The 16,010-nt window shown below is 53.3% G+C and carries 15 protein-coding genes and 3 tRNA genes; 12 read left to right on the top strand and 6 right to left on the bottom strand.

Features of this window, described 5'->3' with window-relative positions:
* Positions 1–48: 48 nt before the first annotated feature.
* Complete coding sequence (gene queG, locus ACEPPP_RS02105; protein WP_374089410.1) at positions 49–1,092, top strand: tRNA epoxyqueuosine(34) reductase QueG; 1,044 nt, start codon at positions 49–51, stop codon at positions 1,090–1,092.
* Here the strand turns inward: queG and ACEPPP_RS02100 are convergent.
* Positions 1,089–1,643, bottom strand: a complete 555-nt coding sequence (locus ACEPPP_RS02100; RefSeq protein ID WP_374089409.1) for a MarR family winged helix-turn-helix transcriptional regulator — start codon at positions 1,641–1,643, stop codon at positions 1,089–1,091. The two genes, queG and ACEPPP_RS02100, sit on opposite strands and share 4 nt — an antisense overlap.
* A 227-nt stretch (positions 1,644–1,870) precedes the next feature.
* Between ACEPPP_RS02100 and ACEPPP_RS02095 the strand changes: the two genes are divergently transcribed.
* Positions 1,871–2,137, top strand: coding sequence for a DUF2024 family protein (locus tag ACEPPP_RS02095; RefSeq protein WP_374089408.1), 267 nt, complete (start codon positions 1,871–1,873; stop codon positions 2,135–2,137).
* On the opposite strand, the gene rsgA is transcribed toward ACEPPP_RS02095, so the two are convergent.
* Both rsgA and ACEPPP_RS02085 read right to left on the bottom strand, forming a co-directional pair.
* A complete protein-coding gene (rsgA, locus tag ACEPPP_RS02090; RefSeq protein ID WP_374089407.1) occupies positions 2,138–3,022 on the bottom strand; it encodes a ribosome small subunit-dependent GTPase A in 885 nt (294 codons plus the stop codon).
* Positions 3,022–4,272: a M48 family metallopeptidase gene (locus ACEPPP_RS02085; RefSeq protein WP_374089406.1), complete on the bottom strand. Its 1,251-nt coding sequence runs from the start codon at positions 4,270–4,272 to the stop codon at positions 3,022–3,024. Before ACEPPP_RS02085 ends, rsgA begins: the two co-directional genes overlap by 1 nt.
* Before the next feature lie 98 nt (positions 4,273–4,370).
* Here ACEPPP_RS02085 and orn point away from each other — a divergent pair, with 98 nt between their 5' ends.
* The 6 genes from orn to ACEPPP_RS02055 all read left to right on the top strand — a co-directional run bounded on the left by orn (position 4,371) and on the right by ACEPPP_RS02055 (position 10,318).
* On the top strand, positions 4,371–4,940 hold the full coding sequence (gene orn / locus ACEPPP_RS02080) for an oligoribonuclease (protein ID WP_374089405.1): 570 nt from the start codon (positions 4,371–4,373) through the stop codon (positions 4,938–4,940).
* Between the two features lie 9 nt (positions 4,941–4,949).
* Positions 4,950–5,657: a fluoride efflux transporter CrcB gene (crcB, locus tag ACEPPP_RS02075; RefSeq protein ID WP_374089404.1), complete on the top strand. Its 708-nt coding sequence runs from the start codon at positions 4,950–4,952 to the stop codon at positions 5,655–5,657.
* The gene (locus tag ACEPPP_RS02070) at positions 5,654–5,962 is read left to right on the top strand and encodes a DUF190 domain-containing protein (protein WP_374089403.1); all 309 of its coding nucleotides are present in this window, start codon (positions 5,654–5,656) and stop codon (positions 5,960–5,962) included. The genes crcB and ACEPPP_RS02070 overlap by 4 nt, the downstream gene beginning before the upstream one ends.
* Before the next feature lie 34 nt (positions 5,963–5,996).
* Positions 5,997–7,271: a serine--tRNA ligase gene (serS, locus tag ACEPPP_RS02065; protein WP_374089402.1), complete on the top strand. Its 1,275-nt coding sequence runs from the start codon at positions 5,997–5,999 to the stop codon at positions 7,269–7,271.
* Between the two features lie 417 nt (positions 7,272–7,688).
* Positions 7,689–8,891, top strand: a complete 1,203-nt coding sequence (locus ACEPPP_RS02060; protein WP_374089401.1) for a DNRLRE domain-containing protein — start codon at positions 7,689–7,691, stop codon at positions 8,889–8,891.
* A gap of 305 nt (positions 8,892–9,196) precedes the next feature.
* Entirely contained in the window at positions 9,197–10,318 is a 1,122-nt protein-coding gene (locus tag ACEPPP_RS02055; protein ID WP_374089400.1) for a glycosyltransferase family 2 protein, read from the top strand.
* A 150-nt stretch (positions 10,319–10,468) separates the two neighbouring features.
* Here ACEPPP_RS02055 and ACEPPP_RS02050 read toward each other — a convergent pair whose 3' ends face one another.
* Entirely contained in the window at positions 10,469–11,662 is a 1,194-nt protein-coding gene (locus ACEPPP_RS02050; RefSeq protein ID WP_374089399.1) for an OmpA family protein, read from the bottom strand.
* Positions 11,663–12,010: 348 nt separating this feature from the next.
* Between ACEPPP_RS02050 and gltX the strand changes: the two genes are divergently transcribed.
* From gltX to ACEPPP_RS02030, 4 genes are all read left to right on the top strand, one after another.
* The gene (gene gltX, locus ACEPPP_RS02045) at positions 12,011–13,417 is read left to right on the top strand and encodes a glutamate--tRNA ligase (RefSeq protein ID WP_374089398.1); all 1,407 of its coding nucleotides are present in this window, start codon (positions 12,011–12,013) and stop codon (positions 13,415–13,417) included.
* 54 nt (positions 13,418–13,471) lie between these two features.
* Positions 13,472–13,547 (top strand) — tRNA-Ala (locus ACEPPP_RS02040).
* Positions 13,548–13,571: 24 nt separating this feature from the next.
* A tRNA-Glu gene (locus ACEPPP_RS02035) sits at positions 13,572–13,647 on the top strand.
* Positions 13,648–13,751: 104 nt separating this feature from the next.
* A tRNA-Glu gene (locus tag ACEPPP_RS02030) sits at positions 13,752–13,827 on the top strand.
* A 118-nt stretch (positions 13,828–13,945) separates the two neighbouring features.
* On the opposite strand, the gene ACEPPP_RS02025 is transcribed toward ACEPPP_RS02030, so the two are convergent.
* Positions 13,946–14,149: a hypothetical protein gene (locus tag ACEPPP_RS02025; RefSeq protein WP_374089397.1), complete on the bottom strand. Its 204-nt coding sequence runs from the start codon at positions 14,147–14,149 to the stop codon at positions 13,946–13,948.
* A gap of 506 nt (positions 14,150–14,655) precedes the next feature.
* Positions 14,656–15,957 carry a dicarboxylate/amino acid:cation symporter gene (locus ACEPPP_RS02020; protein ID WP_374089396.1) on the bottom strand — a complete coding sequence of 434 codons (1,302 nt, stop codon included), beginning with the start codon at positions 15,955–15,957 and terminating at the stop codon, positions 14,656–14,658.
* Positions 15,958–16,010: the final 53 nt, after the last annotated feature.

Here is a 16,010-nt window from a genome sequence, read left to right as displayed (position 1 = left end):
AGCGATATTCCAATTCTAATGATGCTGTCAGCCGCTCAGAGCGAGGAAATGCAGCGACTGGCCGCGCGTATCAAACAATGCGGGCTGGAGTTGGGTTTCCAGCAGGTCGGCATCGCCGACACCGATTTGCGCCAGGCAGAGCAGCATTTGCATGCCTGGCTTAGCAAAAATTTTCATGGCGAAATGGACTACATGCAGCGGCATGGGCTCAAGCGCAGCCGACCGGACCTCTTGCAGCCGGGTACGTTACGCGTCATCTCGGTACGGATGGATTATTTGCCGGAGCCCGCCGCCGCGATGGATAAAAATCTTGCCGATCCGAGCGCGGCATATGTCTCACGCTACGCGCTCGGCCGCGATTATCACAAACTGATCCGTCATCGCCTGCAAAAATTGGCCGACAAGATCCAGGTTGAAATCGGCCCCTTCGGCTATCGCGCCTTCGTCGACAGTGCGCCGGTGCTCGAAAAGGCGCTGGCCGAAAAAGCGGGGCTCGGCTGGATCGGCAAGCATTCCAATCTGATCAACCGCAAAGCCGGTTCCTGGTTTTTTCTGGGTGAAATCTACACCGATCTGCCGTTGCCGATCGATGCGCCGGCCACGGCGCATTGTGGTTCCTGCGCCGCCTGCCTGAGCGTTTGTCCAACCCAGGCGATCGTGGCCCCTTTCCAGGTCGATGCGCGCCGTTGCGTATCGTATCTGACGATTGAACTGCATGGGGCTATCCCCGAAGCGTTGCGGCCTTTGCTTGGCAACCGCATTTACGGCTGCGATGACTGCCAATTGGTCTGCCCGTGGAACCGATTTGCCAAATTAACCGCTGAAGGTGACTTCAAGCCGCGGCATAGGCTGAATACGCAGCAATTACTCGATGTGTTCGCTTGGGATGAACAGACTTTCTTGACCAAGACCGAGGGCTCGGCGATCAGAAGGATAGGACATGAGCGCTGGCTCAGAAACATCGCGGTCGCGCTCGGCAATGCGCGCCATTCACCGGAAATTATCTCCGCCTTGACGGCGAAGCTCGAACACGCGTCCGAACTGGTCAAAGAGCATGTGGGATGGGCTTTAGCCAGACAATCGGAATGCTAGTTGACCGTATGCTCCTGGCAAATCTTTTCGCTGTCGCTCTGGCTGAGTTGTTCCTTGGTCAAGCCGCAAACAAAGCCGTCGGCTTCGCGGGTAAAATACTTGCACGTCTTGCATAAACCGAAGGTATGCGATTTATGCGCTTTTTGCAAAGCCAGCAGCGTTTGCGAGAAGACTTTTTCGGTGTCGGCGTCTTCATTCAATAAGGTCGAGGCCTCCCTGAACAATTCGGTCGAGCGTGCATCGGACAGCATCGACTCACCTTCATTAAGAAGGCTCAGATGCACCATGCGCCGGTCGTTGCTGTCGGTGGTTTTCCTGATGTAGCCCTTTTTTTCCAACAGCTGCAAGGTTTGCGAAACCGTACCGCGCGTCATGCCCAGGTAGTTGGTCAATGCGGCTGGCGAATCGCTGAAGCGGTTGCAGCGCGAAAGATAATCCAGAACCTGGAAATGGACTGGCTGCAGACCGAGTTCGGTGCATTTTTTGCGTTCCTCGGAACGGATCAGTGCCGACATGCGTTCGATGACTTCAAATATGGCTATTCTTTCCATCACGCTTAAAATTTAAAATTTCTTGACATTATTTGTATTATACCATAATCTCGCAGCATATCGAATCGATACTATATAAAAAATAACTTTTTTCCTAAGGGAATTTTTTAGTAGGCAAATGCGCTTCGATTGTCTTGTAAAGCCTTGTAAATTCTTCAGGCAATATCCTTTATTAAAGCATTCTTGTTGCGCCGGTGGCCCGTCCACCGGTTTTTTATCGAATCCATATGAGCATTTCACACGTATTTGACACTTATGCGAAAAAAACCAAAGGCGGCATCATGCATTTCGATGTGGTCATCGACGAGCAGGACCCGCAAAAAGCGCTGCAATGCGCCAGGCATTGGCTCGAAAGCATCGGTCATGCCGACGCGGTGGTTACCCAGGAGACTTGCTACTTTTGTCATAGCGCCGAAGCACCGGCCGAACTGCGACGGCAGATCGACGAGAGAGGCTATGCGATTTACAAGCTGGAAGGCTGTCCGAAAGATTAGTTAATGCTTTAACGGAATTTTTTCTTTAAGTTTCAGAAAACGCTGGTAACGGGAGGCGGCTATTGTACCATTTTCGACCGCCGCCCGTATCGCGCAGCCCTTGTCCTGTTCGTGCCGGCAATCGTTAAACTGGCAGTGGCCGATAAACGGCCTGAATTCCCGGTAGCCATAAGCCAGTTCGCTTGCGGATAAATCCGCCAGTCCGAAAATCGCGACGCCGGGGCTGTCGATCAGATCGCCCCCTTCCTTCAGATGATACAAGGTCGCGGCGGTGGTCGTGTGGCGGCCGAGTTTTGCGGATGCAGAAATCGTGTTGATCTTGATGTCCTTGTCCGGGATGAACACGTTGGTCAGCGAGGATTTGCCGACGCCGGACTGGCCGGTAAAGATGCTGACCTGATGCTGTAACGCCTGTTTTAACTGATCCATGCCCAGCCCGGTCTTCGCACTGACCTTGAATAAGGGATAGCCCAGCGCGACATACACCGAAAGATCATGTTCCGCCTCCTCCGTCAGTGCCAGGTCGGCCTTGTTCAGAACCAGCGCCGCCTTGAACTTGCTGTTTTCGCATATCGCCAGATATTGATCGATCAACAGGCAGTCGTAATGCGGCTCCATCGCAAAAATCACCATCACCGTATCGATATTCGCCGCGACCGGCCGGGTTTTGCCGTTCCGGGCCGGGCGCATCAACAGCGAGTGCCGGGGCAGAATCTGCTCGATGCGGCCCTGGCCGGGGCCGGCCTCGGACCAGAGCACTTTGTCTCCGACCGCGACCGTATCCAGTTTTCTTAAGGTTTGGCAGAGAACGATCTGGCCGCGATGCTCGACCGCGATGCCCTGGCCTAAATGGGCTACCGCCAGGCCTTCTTTGAGCTCAGACACTACTCGGCCGCCATTTTCGCTTCCAGGTGCGCTATGCGGATCGCTGCCGGCGGATGGCTGTAATGAAAAGCCGAATACAAGGGATCGGGAGTCAGCGTGCTGGCGTTTTCTTCATACAGTTTGACCAGGCCGCTGATCATTTTGGCCGCCTGCGCATGCTCGGACGCGAAGCTGTCCGCTTCAAACTCAAACTTGCGTTGGAAAAAGGCGCTGATCGGCTGCATGAAAAAGGTGAATGCCGGCGAAACCAGCATGAACAGCAACAAGGCGGCGGCATGCGAAGGCTGCTGTACGCCGAGGCCGGTATAAAACCAGGATTGATCGATCAGCCAGCCGAGGATGCCGAGGCTGATCAGGCTCATCACCGAAGTGGCGACCAGCATCTTGATCACATGCTTGCATTTGAAATGCCCCAGTTCATGGGCCAGCACCGCTTCGAGTTCTTCATCGTCTAGCGATTTGATCAGGGTGTCGAAAAACACGATCCGTTTGTTGTTGCCGAGGCCGGTGAAATAGGCATTGCCGTGGCCGGAGCGTTTGGATCCGTCCATCACGAAAATGCCCTGGCTGCTGAAGCCGCAGCGATCCAACAGTTTTTGGATCCGTGTTTTCAAGGAGCCGTCTTCCATCGGCGTGAATTTGTTGAACAACGGCGCGATCAGGGTCGGAAACAGCCAGCTCATCAGCAGGGAAAAGCTCATCATGATCGCCCAGGCCCAGAGCCACCAAAGAGGGCCGACATTGTCCATCACCCACAAAATCAATGCCAACAGCGGCATGCCGATCGCCGCGCCCAACGCCAGCTGCAGCGCATGATCCTGGAAAAACTGTTTGAGAGTACTTTTGTTGAAGCCGAATTTTTCTTCGATCACGAAGGTTTGATACAGGCTGGTCGGCAGTTCCAGGAGGGTCATCACCAGAAAGATCGTTGCGATCGCCGCGACCCCGGAGAGGATTGAAGATTCGATAACCGAGGACCAGAAGGTGAACGCGAGATTGATGCCGCCGCCGAGGGTCAGCAGTAACAGGACGACGAGTCCGAAGATGCCGTCGATGTCGCCGAGTTTGCCTTTCGCAATCGTATAGTCTGCCGCCTTTTGGTGCGCTGCCAGCGGCACCGACTTCGCGAAAGCCGCGGGGACTTCGCCGCGGTGCGCCAGCACGTAAGCGGCCTGGCGTCTGGACAGCCAGAATTGCAGCGAGTAGGAAATAATCAGCGCGATGATGAAAATAACGGTAAAAATGTTCATGGATATCTGGTTATAATCGAAGCTTTTAAGAAATAGCCATTGAGATTCGCCAATGCTACACTAATCGGAACTTTATGAACATAATGGAGCGATATTAAATGGCACTGGATTCGGATCGTCTTATCTGGATTGACCTCGAAATGACCGGATTAAATCCTGACCGGGATGTGATTATCGAGATTGCGACGATCGTCACCGACAAGGATCTGGTGATATTGGCGCAGGGACCGGTGCTGGCCGTGCATCAGCCCGATGCGGTGCTGGCGGAGATGGACGATTGGAATCAGCAACATCACGGCCAATCCGGTTTGATCGATCGTGTAAGGGTCTCCGAAATCGATACGGCGGAAGCCGAACGGCAGACGCTCGAATTTTTGCGACAATGGGTTCCCGAAAGGACCTCGCCGATGTGCGGCAATACGATAGGGCAGGATCGGCGTTTCCTGGTCCGCTACATGCCGAAGCTGGAAGCTTTTTTCCATTACCGCAGCATCGATGTTTCGACGCTGAAAGAATTGGCGGCGCGCTGGGCGCCGGAAATCAAGGACGGCTTCAACAAGGTATCCTCGCACCGCGCCCTGGACGACATCAAAGAATCGATCGACGAACTCCAATATTACCGGGAGCATTTCATCGCGCCCCAATTTGCGGCCAAGCGCGGGTCATAAGCCGTTCACATGAATCAGTTGATCGTGATTGCACTCGGCGGCGCCTGCGGCTCGGTAGTGCGTTTTCTGGTATCGAGCGGCGTTTACCAGTGGCTGGGGCGGGGCTTTCCTTTCGGCACGCTGGCCGTGAATGTGATCGGTTCCTTTTTGATCGGCCTGTTGGCCGAAGCCTTGATTCTGCAAAAGGTCACGTTCGCGCTCGAATACCGCGCCGCGATCCTGGTCGGCTTTCTCGGCGGCTTTACGACCTTTTCGAGTTTTTCACTCGAAACGATTTATCTGATCGAACAGGGCGCACTGTCGAAGGCCGCGATCAATATCGCACTCAGCGTAGGCGCCTGTTTGTTGGCGGTCTGGCTTGGTCTTTTAGCCGGCAGGTCGCTCTATTATTATTCGGCCGGGATGATCCATTGGCAGGACGGCGCGTTTCCTTATGCGATCATGCTCGCGAATGCGCTGGTCGCATTCCTGATCGGCATCGTCGCCGCGATCCTGTTGCAGCGCGTCGAGATCGCGGTCGAATACCGCGCCGCGATGATGGTGATCATGGCCGGCGTCTTTTTGACCTTGTCGGGTCTCTATGTGGTGCTATACCTGCTTGAGCATGGCTTTGCGCTGGAGACCCATTTGAATCTGATCGTGGGCGTGTTTGCCGGCAACGGCTTGTTGTGTTTATTGTTGTTATGGCTCGGCCTGAGCGCGGGTGAACGGATATGAGCATCAAACCGATAATGCTTGCCAGAGTTTACGTGCTGGAAGGCGACATGCGCATCGAAAAGGCGCTGAACCTGTTGCGCGACCGGCAGAAAATTCTGGGCGCGACCGTGTTTCGCGGCATCGAGGGCATGGGCACCTCGCGCGAAATCCATACCTCGTCGCTGGTCGATTTATCGCTCGAACTGCCGTTGATACTGGAGTTCTATGACGAGCCGGACAGGGTCATGCAGGCGATCGCCGCCTTGCAGGCCGAACTGCATTTCGAGCATATCGTCAGTTGGCCGGCCCAGGCGCATTTAGACTAGATTTTTTCTTGATATTAATAGTAACGTATTCATCATGTTAGACCCCAAGTTATTTAGAACCGAACTCGATTATGTCGCCGAGCAATTGGCAAGACGCGGCTTTGCTTTCGACAAGCAGGCTTATGCCGACCTCGAAAACCGCCGAAAAGACGTGCAGGTCAAAACGCAGGAACTGCAAAACGAGCGCAACAGCCGTTCGAAGGCGATAGGGCAGGCCAAGGCCAAGGGCGAGGACATTCAACCCTTGATGGATCAGGTCCAGCATCTCGGCGATCAGTTGAAACAGGCCGAAACCGAACTGGCCGAGATTCAGACAGCGATCACCGCGCTGCTGGAGTATATCCCGAACATTCTCGACATCGATGTGCCGGAAGGCAAGAACGAAGACAGCAATGTCGAAATCAGCCGCTGGGGCACCTTGCCCGCGTTCGACTTTACGCCGAAGGATCATGTCGATCTGGGCGCCAGAAACAAACGCATGGATTTCGAGTTGGGCGCCAAGCTCAGCGGCGCGCGCTTCGTCGTCTTGAACGGCGCGCTGGCCCGGTTGCAACGGGCGATCATCCAGCTGATGCTTGATACTCATACCGGCGAGCACGGCTACAGCGAGACCTATGTGCCGTATCTGGTCAACGCGGACAGTTTGCGCGGCACCGGCCAGTTGCCGAAGTTCGAGGCCGATTTGTTCAAGGCCGGCGATAATCCCCCTTTATACCTGATTCCGACTGCGGAAGTGCCGGTCACCAATATCGTTCGCGACGTGATCCTTGATACGAAAGACCTGCCGTTGAAGATGGTCTGCCACAGCCCGTGTTTCCGTAGCGAGGCCGGAGCCTACGGCCGCGACGTGCGCGGCATGATCCGTCAGCATCAGTTCGAGAAGGTCGAGATCGTGCAGATCGTCAGGCCGGAAGATTCGGCGCGGGCGCATGAGGAACTCACACAACATGCGGAAACGATTCTGCAAAAACTGAACCTGCCGTACCGCCGCATGCTGCTGTGCGCCGGCGATACCGGCTTTTCTTCCGCGAAGACCTACGACCTCGAAGTCTGGCTGCCGGGGCAAGGTGTTTACCGCGAAATTTCTTCGTGCAGCAATTTCAAGGATTTCCAGGCGCGCCGCCTGCAGGCCCGCTGGCGCAATCCCGAAACCGGCAAGCCGGAACTCGTACATACCTTGAATGGCTCGGGCTTGGCCGCCGGCAGAACCTTGATCGCGGTACTCGAAAATTACCAGGATGCAGAAGGTCGAATCCGGATTCCGGAGGCTTTGCTGCCTTACATGGGCGGCATCGACGTGATCGACTAATTTGCACAGGCTTATTTTTCTCCCCATTCTCTAACGCCTTTGGCGTGTCCAAAATAAAAAGCGCCGTCATTTCTTGACGGCGCTTTTTTTTCGCGTTTTTTGCTGGATCGCCAGATCCTGATTGTGGCCGGCTTACGACCCTCCTTACCCGTAAGCTTGAGTTTTTTTTAAATTTGCGAGACGGTTCTCAAAATTTAAATTTGCAGCATGGCAATTCTTAATTGTTTTTTAAGCTTTGCTATATTTATCACAAACATCGATCGGCTTTTAAAATAAGGAACTGTCGTAACTACATTATATATTTAAGGAAGAGAAAAGGAAGATGACTGTGGTTTTATAGTTCGTGAAGCATGAATGCGGTGTTCAACTGATTCTATTGGATAGAATAATTTAACTTTTTATAAATGAGGGGGCAGCATGAATAATCAAAAACATCACGTTCATAAACAACAGCATAAGATTAAATCGTTAACCTTGATGGGAACCGTTGCCGCACTAACGGCGATGCCTGTTGCTTGGGCGGACTTCACCTTGACTGACGACAGTTACGTGTCATCTGCCCAGGTGAAGAAAAATTTTGGCAAGGCCGCATACATTTTTGTGAGCGGTACAACGCAAACAGGTTATCTGAAATTTAGTCTGAATGGCGCGCCAACCGGTACGCTGACTCAGGCCAAGTTAAAGCTGTTCGTGCCGAAGAGGAAAGGCACGACGGGTACCTTGAGCTTGTTTCAGTCAAACACAACTGTTGGTGAGATGACGATTAAAAATGCCGACCTGAACATTGGGGCGCTAATTGGGGACGCGACTCCACAACTTTATCAATGGGTGGAGTTTGATGTCACCGACTATGTCAAAGAAAGCTTGAGAAATGGCGCGACGGCGGTCAGTTTTGCACTGCAAGGCAGCGACGACCTCAATATTCGACTCGACAGCAAGGAAGGTAAAGCCACGGCTCATGAGCCGAAACTGGAGATCATTTGGGATAATACCGGAGCGGCAGGTGCGACGGGATCAACCGGTGCAACAGGTCCTCAGGGGGCGACGGGTGCGGATGGCGCAACAGGTCCTCAGGGGGCGACGGGTGCGGATGGCGCAACAGGACCTCAGGGGGCGACGGGTGCGGATGGCGCAACAGGGCCTCAGGGGCCGGCAGGTGCGGATGGCGCAATAGGACCTCAGGGGCCGGTAGGTGCGGATGGCGCAACAGGACCTCAGGGGCCGGCGGGTGCGGATGGCGCAACAGGACCTCAGGGGCCGGCGGGTGCGGATGGCGCAACAGGTCCGACAGGTCCAAAGGGTGACAATGGCCTTACCGGAGGCGTCTTAGGCACAGTGGTGGTCAGATATCACACGCAAACTAATCCCGGTAATAACGCTGTGGTGGCTGCCAATTGTGTTGGGTCCGAAGTCGCATTCGGCGGCGGCGGTGCGCCAGCGGTAACCAGTGCACAGGTCGTAAGGAGCCTACCCTTATTTAATCAGGCTGTAATCGGAACTGACGGCTCGGTCACGCCGAATGGCTGGGGGGTGTCATGGACGTCGTCAAACGGCAATAATCCTCCGACCGCTGGTGATTACACCGTTTATGTGGTTTGTGCGGTCCCGAATCCGGGTTAGTCTTTAATGATGGGCGTTTTTTAACTCCAACCTTGCCGATCAAAGAACCCATCCTAGCGATGGGTTCTTTGTTGATGGGCTTCAGATTTATAACATTTTCAATTTTGATCTTACGTCCAGATGATGCAAGGCGGATCAATAAAAGGTCATATGCGTTTTAATTGCGCCATTATGCGCGTTCCTGAGATTCACATCAGGATCATTTTTTTACATAATATTCCGAAAATGCTTGTTCACCTGTTTCACTGCCATGCCTGCACCGGTTTGCGCAATGAAACGCTCCATAGGCTCAAGGAAATAGTGTCATGACGAAAAAACGCATTTGTCTGAATATGATCGTAAAAAATGAAACGCCCGTGCTCGGGCGCTTGTTTGCTTCGGTCAAGGATGTGATTGGCTATTATGTGATCGTTGATACCGGTTCGACCGATGGCACGCCTGAATTTATCAAGTCTTGGATGGAGAAGGCGGGGATACCGGGTGAGGTTCATAGCCATGAATGGGTCAATTTCGGATTCAATCGAAATCAGGCATTGCAATATGCTTATCAATCAGGCCAGGCCGATTGGGTGCTGATTATCGACGCCGACGAAGAACTGGCTTATTCCGATCCGCAGTTTTACCGTAAATTACAGCCCGGTATTTCCTATCGCCTTCAAAAGCATCATGGAATCTTGCGTTACAGTCTGAGCAATTTGGTGGATATTTCGCAAACACGGTGGCAATGGCAGGGGGTTGTGCATGAATATTTGCTACCCGAGGGTTCGCCTGTCATCGAGTCTTTAGCCGATGCCTGGATCATTTTTCATGAGGGTGAAGGGGTGCGTTCTCGTGGCGTCAGCGCCGAGGAAAAATTTCTGAAGGATGCGCGCTTGCTCGAAACCGAATTGAAAAAAAATCCCGAGGATTGCCGCAGCCGTTTTTATTTGGCGCAATCTTACCGGGATGCCAAACAATTTCAAAAAGCTTACGCGAATTATTTACAGCGCGCCGAGATGCCGGGTTGGGTTGAGGAAAACTTCGTCGCCCAATATCAGGCCGGAAAATTGGCGGTGGTTATGAATAAGCCGTATGGCGAGATTGTCTCGCAATTGCTGAAAGCTTATGAAATGCGGCCAAGCCGGGGCGCCGAGCCTTTACATGAACTGTCGGCCTATTGCCGTAATCAGGGCTGGTATGCCCAGGCCTATTTATTCGCGAAAGCGGGCAGCGAGATTCCGTTCCCAAGCGACATACTGTTTGTCGAAAAAGCCGTTTATCAGTGGCGAATTTTTGATGAATTGGCGGTGGCGGCTTACTGGACCGGGCGCTATCAGGAAAGCCGGGAGGCTTGTGAAAAAATCCTGCAATGTCCTCTGACGGCTGGCGATGCCGAACGCGTTCGGAAAAATCTGCAATTCGCCTTGCAAAAATTGGCGGAATGTTAGGGCACAGATCGAGAGAAAATCCAAAAAGCTGGACGTAAAAAAGCCGCGTCGATGATTCCTGCAAAAGAATGAATCATCGACGCGGCCAAGTACGATCCGCATGCCGGAAAACCGAGAGAGGCCTTCCGGTATCGAGAGCAATGCTAAAAGCTATTGAATAACCTTCAGTTCGACGCGGCGGTTGTTGGCGCGGCCTTCCTCGGTGTCATTGGTATCGATCGGGGTGGTCAAGCCATAACCTTGCGGTATCAGTGTCGCGCCAGCGCCGACTTTACGCGACAGGTATTTGGCTACGGCGGTAGCACGGCGTTCGGAAAGCTTTTGGTTATACTCGGCCGATGCGGTATTGCTGGTGTGGCCTTGGACTTCGATCGTCACACCTGGATTGTTGCTGATGACTTCGGCTGCGCTATCCAGTTCGCCATAGTATTGCGGCTTGATGTTGCTCTTGTCATTGTCGAATTTGACATCGATGATCCAGCAACCGAACTGATTGACATGCGCGCCTTTCAATGTATTCGGGCAGCGGTCGTTGCAGTCGTTGACGCCATCGCTGTCGCTGTCGGTCGCTTCACAGCCTGGAGCCGCCACGGGGCCTGCAGGTTTCAGGAAAACGTTTTTGACAAACTCAGCCATGCCGGCCGGAGAGGCGATATTTTCTGCATCTGCGCGAAAGCCGCAACCGGCGACATCGGACAGGCTGTTCAGCAATAATTTGCCGCTTTCTTCATGTTTGTTGCCGACCCAGACTGAGTACACGCAAAGACGGTCGCCGTATTGTTGTTTGAGGGCTTGCACCGCGGGAACCGGGCTGGCTTCGAGTTCGTGGCCATCGCTCAGAATCAGCAAGGCGATACGGCCCGATGTGCTGGAAAGGTCGGAAGCTGCGGCTTCGACCGCTTCATGCATCGGTGAGCCGCCGCTCGCGCAGGTCAGTGCGTCGATGCCGGAGGTGAACGTGCCTTTACTGTAGGCGGCAGGCGGCAGATTCAACAGCGTGCTGCCCCAGTTCGTGCAAGGGCCGAAGCCAAAGCTGCGGATGCCGGCGGTCAGTTTCAGGTCGGGGATGGTTTGGTTGATGCGGGACAGGATTTCCTTTTCCACCGCAAGTTTTTCCGGTGTATGGCCGGAAGCAAAAGCCGCGCCTTGATAGTCTTCTCCCATCGAGGAAGACGAGTCGTTAATCACAAAAAAATTGTCGGTTTTTTGTTGATACTGCCCGGAAGTCAGTAATTCGTTAAGATCTCTGGCCTGAAACGGATCAAAATTGCCCACAGGGGTTGATGCGCAACCGGAAATGAGCAGCGCCCCAAGCGACGCCGCGGCGATGAGTGGTTTATTCATTGAAAAAATCTCCTTGTTACAAAACGATGAAGATAAAGGAATTTGCAGTATCAATACCAAGCTCCGATTCTAACATTGTCGGTATGTTTTGAGTAGCTTATTTTTATGGGGTTGAACTTTTTGAGATTTTCCTAACACAATGCCATGAATTACGGCGGGCGCATCCAACGTGTGATGCGGATCACTCGTGCCGCGATAACGACAATTACGCCGTTTCTGGGCCTGTTGCGTGACCAGGAACGCGGGGTGATGGAGCGGAATTTTGAAGCGAATGCCGGATAAACGCTAAAATAGGCGCCAACCCAATTAAATGAACCGAACTTTTTGCTCAACACATTACGGAATTCAATGACAATCACCACACGTTTCGCTCCCAGTCCTACCGGTTATTTGCACATCGGCGGCGCCCGTACTGCACTGTTTTCCTGGCTTTACGCGCGCAAGCACGGCGGCGATTTCATCTTGCGCATCGAAGATACCGATCTCGAGCGCTCGACTCAGGAATCGGTCAATGCGATCTTGGAGGGCATGACCTGGCTGGGTCTCGAATACGACAAGGGGCCGTTTTACCAAACACACCATTTCGATCGCTACAAAGAAGTCATTCAGCAATTACTTGCACAAGGCGATGCCTATTATTGTTGCTGCAGCAAGGAAGAGTTGGAAACCGTGCGCAATGAGCAAATGGCCAACAAGGAAAAGCCGCGCTACAACGGCAAGTGCCGCGATGCGGGGCATAAAGGCGACGATGGCCGCGACTATGTGGTTCGTTTCAAAAATCCTGTGGACGGCGCGGTCACGATCAACGACTTGGTCAAAGGCGACATCGTGGTCGCCAATAAAGAACTGGACGACCTGGTGATCGCGCGGACGGACGGTTCGCCGACTTATAATCTGACCGTCGTAGTCGACGACATGGACATGAAGGTCACGCATGTGATTCGCGGCGATGACCATATCAACAATACGCCTCGGCAAATGAACATTTTGCGTGCCCTGGGCGCTCCGGTGCCGTTGTATGCGCATTTGCCGATGATTTTGGGTGCGGACGGCGCGCGGCTGTCCAAGCGTCATGGCGCAGTCAGCGTGATGCAGTTCCGCGACGAGGGTTATCTGCCGGAAGCGTTGCTGAATTATCTGGTGCGTCTCGGCTGGTCGCACGGTGATCAGGAAGTGTTCTCGGTCGATGAAATGGTCGAATATTTCAAGCTGGAAAACGTCAATGTTTCCGCATCGACCTTCAATACGAAGAAGCTGTTGTGGCTGAACCATCAATACATCATGAACAGCGATCCGGCGCATGTCGCGCGTCATTTGAGCTGGCACATCGGTCAGCTGGACATCGATCCTTCGGAAGGGCCGGACCTGGTCGAGGTCGTGAAGGCGCAGCGGGAACGCAGCCAAACCTTGGTCGAGATGGCCCGGGCTAGTGCGTTTTTTTACCGCGAGTTTGATGAGTACGATGAAAAGGCGGTCAAAAAGAACTTCACTGCCGAAGCCGCGGCGGTGTTGGCTGCCCTTTATCAGCAATTCGCAAAGGTCGAGGACTGGCAAGGGGAGGTGCTGCACCAAGTGATTGTCGATCTGGCCGAAGCGCAAGCGTTGAACATGGGCAAGGTTGCGCAGCCGTTGCGTGTGGCGGTAACCGGCACGGCCGTATCGCCGGCGATCGATGTGACCTTGACTTTGCTCGGCAAGGATAAGACCTTGTCTAGAATACAAAAAGCGATCGATGTGATAAAAAATTTAAATTAATGCTGGACAAGGTTTGTAGATCCTGTATAATGGGCTTTCTCAACTGATGATGTTGGGGCCATAGCTCAGCTGGGAGAGCGCTTGCATGGCATGCAAGAGGTCAGCGGTTCGATCCCGCTTGGCTCCACCAAATCAGATGATTGACACTTATTCTGTCCCCATCGTCTAGCGGCCTAGGACACTGCCCTTTCACGGCGGTAACAGGGGTTCGAACCCCCTTGGGGACGCCACTAGTCAAGTCAACATTGTAGGTTGATTTTAGATAGAGAATAAGTAAAGACCAAAGGTGTGCCAGGATATATTAGAACGGCATGCCAGAGACAGACCAGATTCTGTCCCCATCGTCTAGCGGCCTAGGACACTGCCCTTTCACGGCGGTAACAGGGGTTCGAACCCCCTTGGGGACGCCATATTCGAAGGGCTATCCGAAAGGATAGCCCTTTTTTATTGCCTCGCGTTTTTTCCGCCCACCTATTTCCGAACCCCGCTGTTTGCTTGCTTAAATCCGGCGCTTTCGCTTATGTGGGTTTAGGCCGCATGATTGTTCTGTTTAATGTCTTCCCTGCTATAAATCGAATCCACGACTTTTTTAAACCAGCGTGGACGACTCAGCACCACATACAGGATCAGAGGTTCCAGAATGGGCACGGGAATCACATGGATGATAATCAAAATGACCAAGATCAGGGCGCAAATCAGTGTGGGAAGAAAGGCGACTTTATTCCTATTCATCAGTTGACGCTCTCGGTTTTTTACTACGGTAAATTTGATCGACCAAATCTTTGAACCAGTAGGGCCGTGCGATCAGAACATACAGCACCAAGGTTTCCAATATCGGCAGAGGAGTCACATGCAGGATGAACAGACCGGTTAACGCAATAAAACATAACACCAGTCTAAAGGAGATGGAATCTTTAAATGTGCTCATGATAAATGGGGCGGGTTGCTTTATTTGAGATCATTCGCGTCGTTTTGATTGCCGCGGCCGCTATGATTGTATATCTCCAGCACCGCGTTAATGAACCATTGCGGCCGGAAAATGAGAATATACAGCATGATAAAACCCAGGATAGGAAAGGGTAATGTATCCAGTAACATGACCAACAAAAGAACGATCATCCATTTGATTCTGGCAAAGGTGGCGTTATGACTCATATTCGCAAAAGCTCACGATGGCTCGGATATCATAAAATACCCCAATTCGATCGAATTAAACAGCGCAAGTTCGGAACAGCCGGTTAATGGTCGTTTCTTTCCAGGCGGTCGAGCAGGATCGCAATCAGCATATCGTTCATCACATTCACCCCGGAGCGGCAGCGGGCAATCATCCAGTCGATCGTGGTGATCAGCGGCACGGCGGTAACGACCAGCGCTTCCGGCAGGCCGGCGGTGCTGAGTACCAGAGGTAGGGCGATCAAACCGGCTTCCGGGATGCCCGAGATGCCGACGCCGACCATGATCGCCGCGGCGACGATGATCAATTGCTGCGCCAGCGTCAGATCGAAGCCGATCGCTTGCGCCAGGAACAGCGCCGCCATCGCTTCGTACAGGATGATGCCGTCATTGTTCAGATTGGTGCCGATGCAGACCGACAGGCGCGCCGACCGGCTCGAAACGCCCATGTTTTCGGTCAGGCAGCGCAGGGTGATCGGCATCGTCGCGAGGCTGCTGTTGGTCGATATCGCGGTGATGATCGCATCGGCGCCTTCGCCGAAATAGCGTTTGACCGGCATCTTGCCGCCCCATTTCGCCATGCAGGGATAATAGACGAGCGCATGCAGCAGCAGGCCAGTCAGCATGGTGGCCAAAAACACCGCAACCAGCGCAAAAACGTTCAGGCCCGCCTTGCCGACCACTTGCGCGACCACGCCAAAAACCGCGAAAGGAATCGCCTTGACGACCCAGAGCAGCATCTGAATCAGCAAGTGATAACAGATGCCGATCAGTTTTTCGAGCAGGTGCAGGCCGGATTGGTCCTGGTCCGCGCTTTGCTGCTTGAACCGGCGGATCGCAGCGCCGGTCAGCAAGGCCAGTAATATGATCGCAATCACGTTGTTTTTGACAAACGGTTCCAGCAAACTCTCGGGAATGGTGCCGATGATGGTTTTCAGCGGATCGAGCGACAGATTTTCCGGTATCGGTTTGGCGGCAATGGCGGTTGCGCCGGCATGCAGTTGGGTGGTCATGTCGGTCAGTTTGCCTTCCCAAGCGCGGCCGGGGCGCAGGACGTTCATCAAGGTCAAGCCGATCACGATTGCCACGGCCAGATTCATCGAGCATAAAGTCAACAGACGGCGGCCATGCTTGAATGAAAGGTCGGTATTGACCATTGCTTCCAGGATCGCGAAAAAGACCAGAGGTGTCGCCAGGGCTTTTAACAGGCGGATCACCAATTGGCCTGATTGCCCCAGTGTCGCATTGTTCAATAAGCCGAAGCCATAATTTTCGGTCCCGAAAAGGACGCCCAGCGCGGCGCCGAAAATGACGCCGATGATGACCCGAACGTATAAGGGCGATGCAGAGAGGCTGAATTTATGCATAAGTTGCTTCTTGAGCTAGAATTTTAGGGTCGGAATTGCTTCGGGGGGCAGTG

Origin of the sequence: Methylomicrobium lacus, assembly GCF_041897535.1 — a bacterium.
Lineage (GTDB): Bacteria > Pseudomonadota > Gammaproteobacteria > Methylococcales > Methylomonadaceae > Methylomicrobium > Methylomicrobium lacus_A.
This window is presented reverse-complemented; position numbering and strand designations above follow the sequence as displayed.

Excerpts from the sequence above, each read along its gene's own strand:
- queG (WP_374089410.1), top strand. The coding sequence starts at position 49 with ATGCAGCGACTGGCCGCGCGTATCAAACAATGCGGGCTGGAGTTGGGT.
- ACEPPP_RS02100 (WP_374089409.1), bottom strand. The coding sequence starts at position 1,643 with ATGGAAAGAATAGCCATATTTGAAGTCATCGAACGCATGTCGGCACTG.
- ACEPPP_RS02095 (WP_374089408.1), top strand. The coding sequence starts at position 1,871 with ATGAGCATTTCACACGTATTTGACACTTATGCGAAAAAAACCAAAGGC.
- ACEPPP_RS02085 (WP_374089406.1), bottom strand. The coding sequence starts at position 4,272 with ATGAACATTTTTACCGTTATTTTCATCATCGCGCTGATTATTTCCTAC.
- orn (WP_374089405.1), top strand. The coding sequence starts at position 4,371 with ATGGCACTGGATTCGGATCGTCTTATCTGGATTGACCTCGAAATGACC.
- crcB (WP_374089404.1), top strand. The coding sequence starts at position 4,950 with ATGAATCAGTTGATCGTGATTGCACTCGGCGGCGCCTGCGGCTCGGTA.
- ACEPPP_RS02070 (WP_374089403.1), top strand. The coding sequence starts at position 5,654 with ATGAGCATCAAACCGATAATGCTTGCCAGAGTTTACGTGCTGGAAGGC.
- serS (WP_374089402.1), top strand. The coding sequence starts at position 5,997 with ATGTTAGACCCCAAGTTATTTAGAACCGAACTCGATTATGTCGCCGAG.
- ACEPPP_RS02060 (WP_374089401.1), top strand. The coding sequence starts at position 7,689 with ATGAATAATCAAAAACATCACGTTCATAAACAACAGCATAAGATTAAA.
- ACEPPP_RS02055 (WP_374089400.1), top strand. The coding sequence starts at position 9,197 with ATGACGAAAAAACGCATTTGTCTGAATATGATCGTAAAAAATGAAACG.
- ACEPPP_RS02050 (WP_374089399.1), bottom strand. The coding sequence starts at position 11,662 with ATGAATAAACCACTCATCGCCGCGGCGTCGCTTGGGGCGCTGCTCATT.
- gltX (WP_374089398.1), top strand. The coding sequence starts at position 12,011 with ATGACAATCACCACACGTTTCGCTCCCAGTCCTACCGGTTATTTGCAC.
- ACEPPP_RS02025 (WP_374089397.1), bottom strand. The coding sequence starts at position 14,149 with ATGAATAGGAATAAAGTCGCCTTTCTTCCCACACTGATTTGCGCCCTG.
- ACEPPP_RS02020 (WP_374089396.1), bottom strand. The coding sequence starts at position 15,957 with ATGCATAAATTCAGCCTCTCTGCATCGCCCTTATACGTTCGGGTCATC.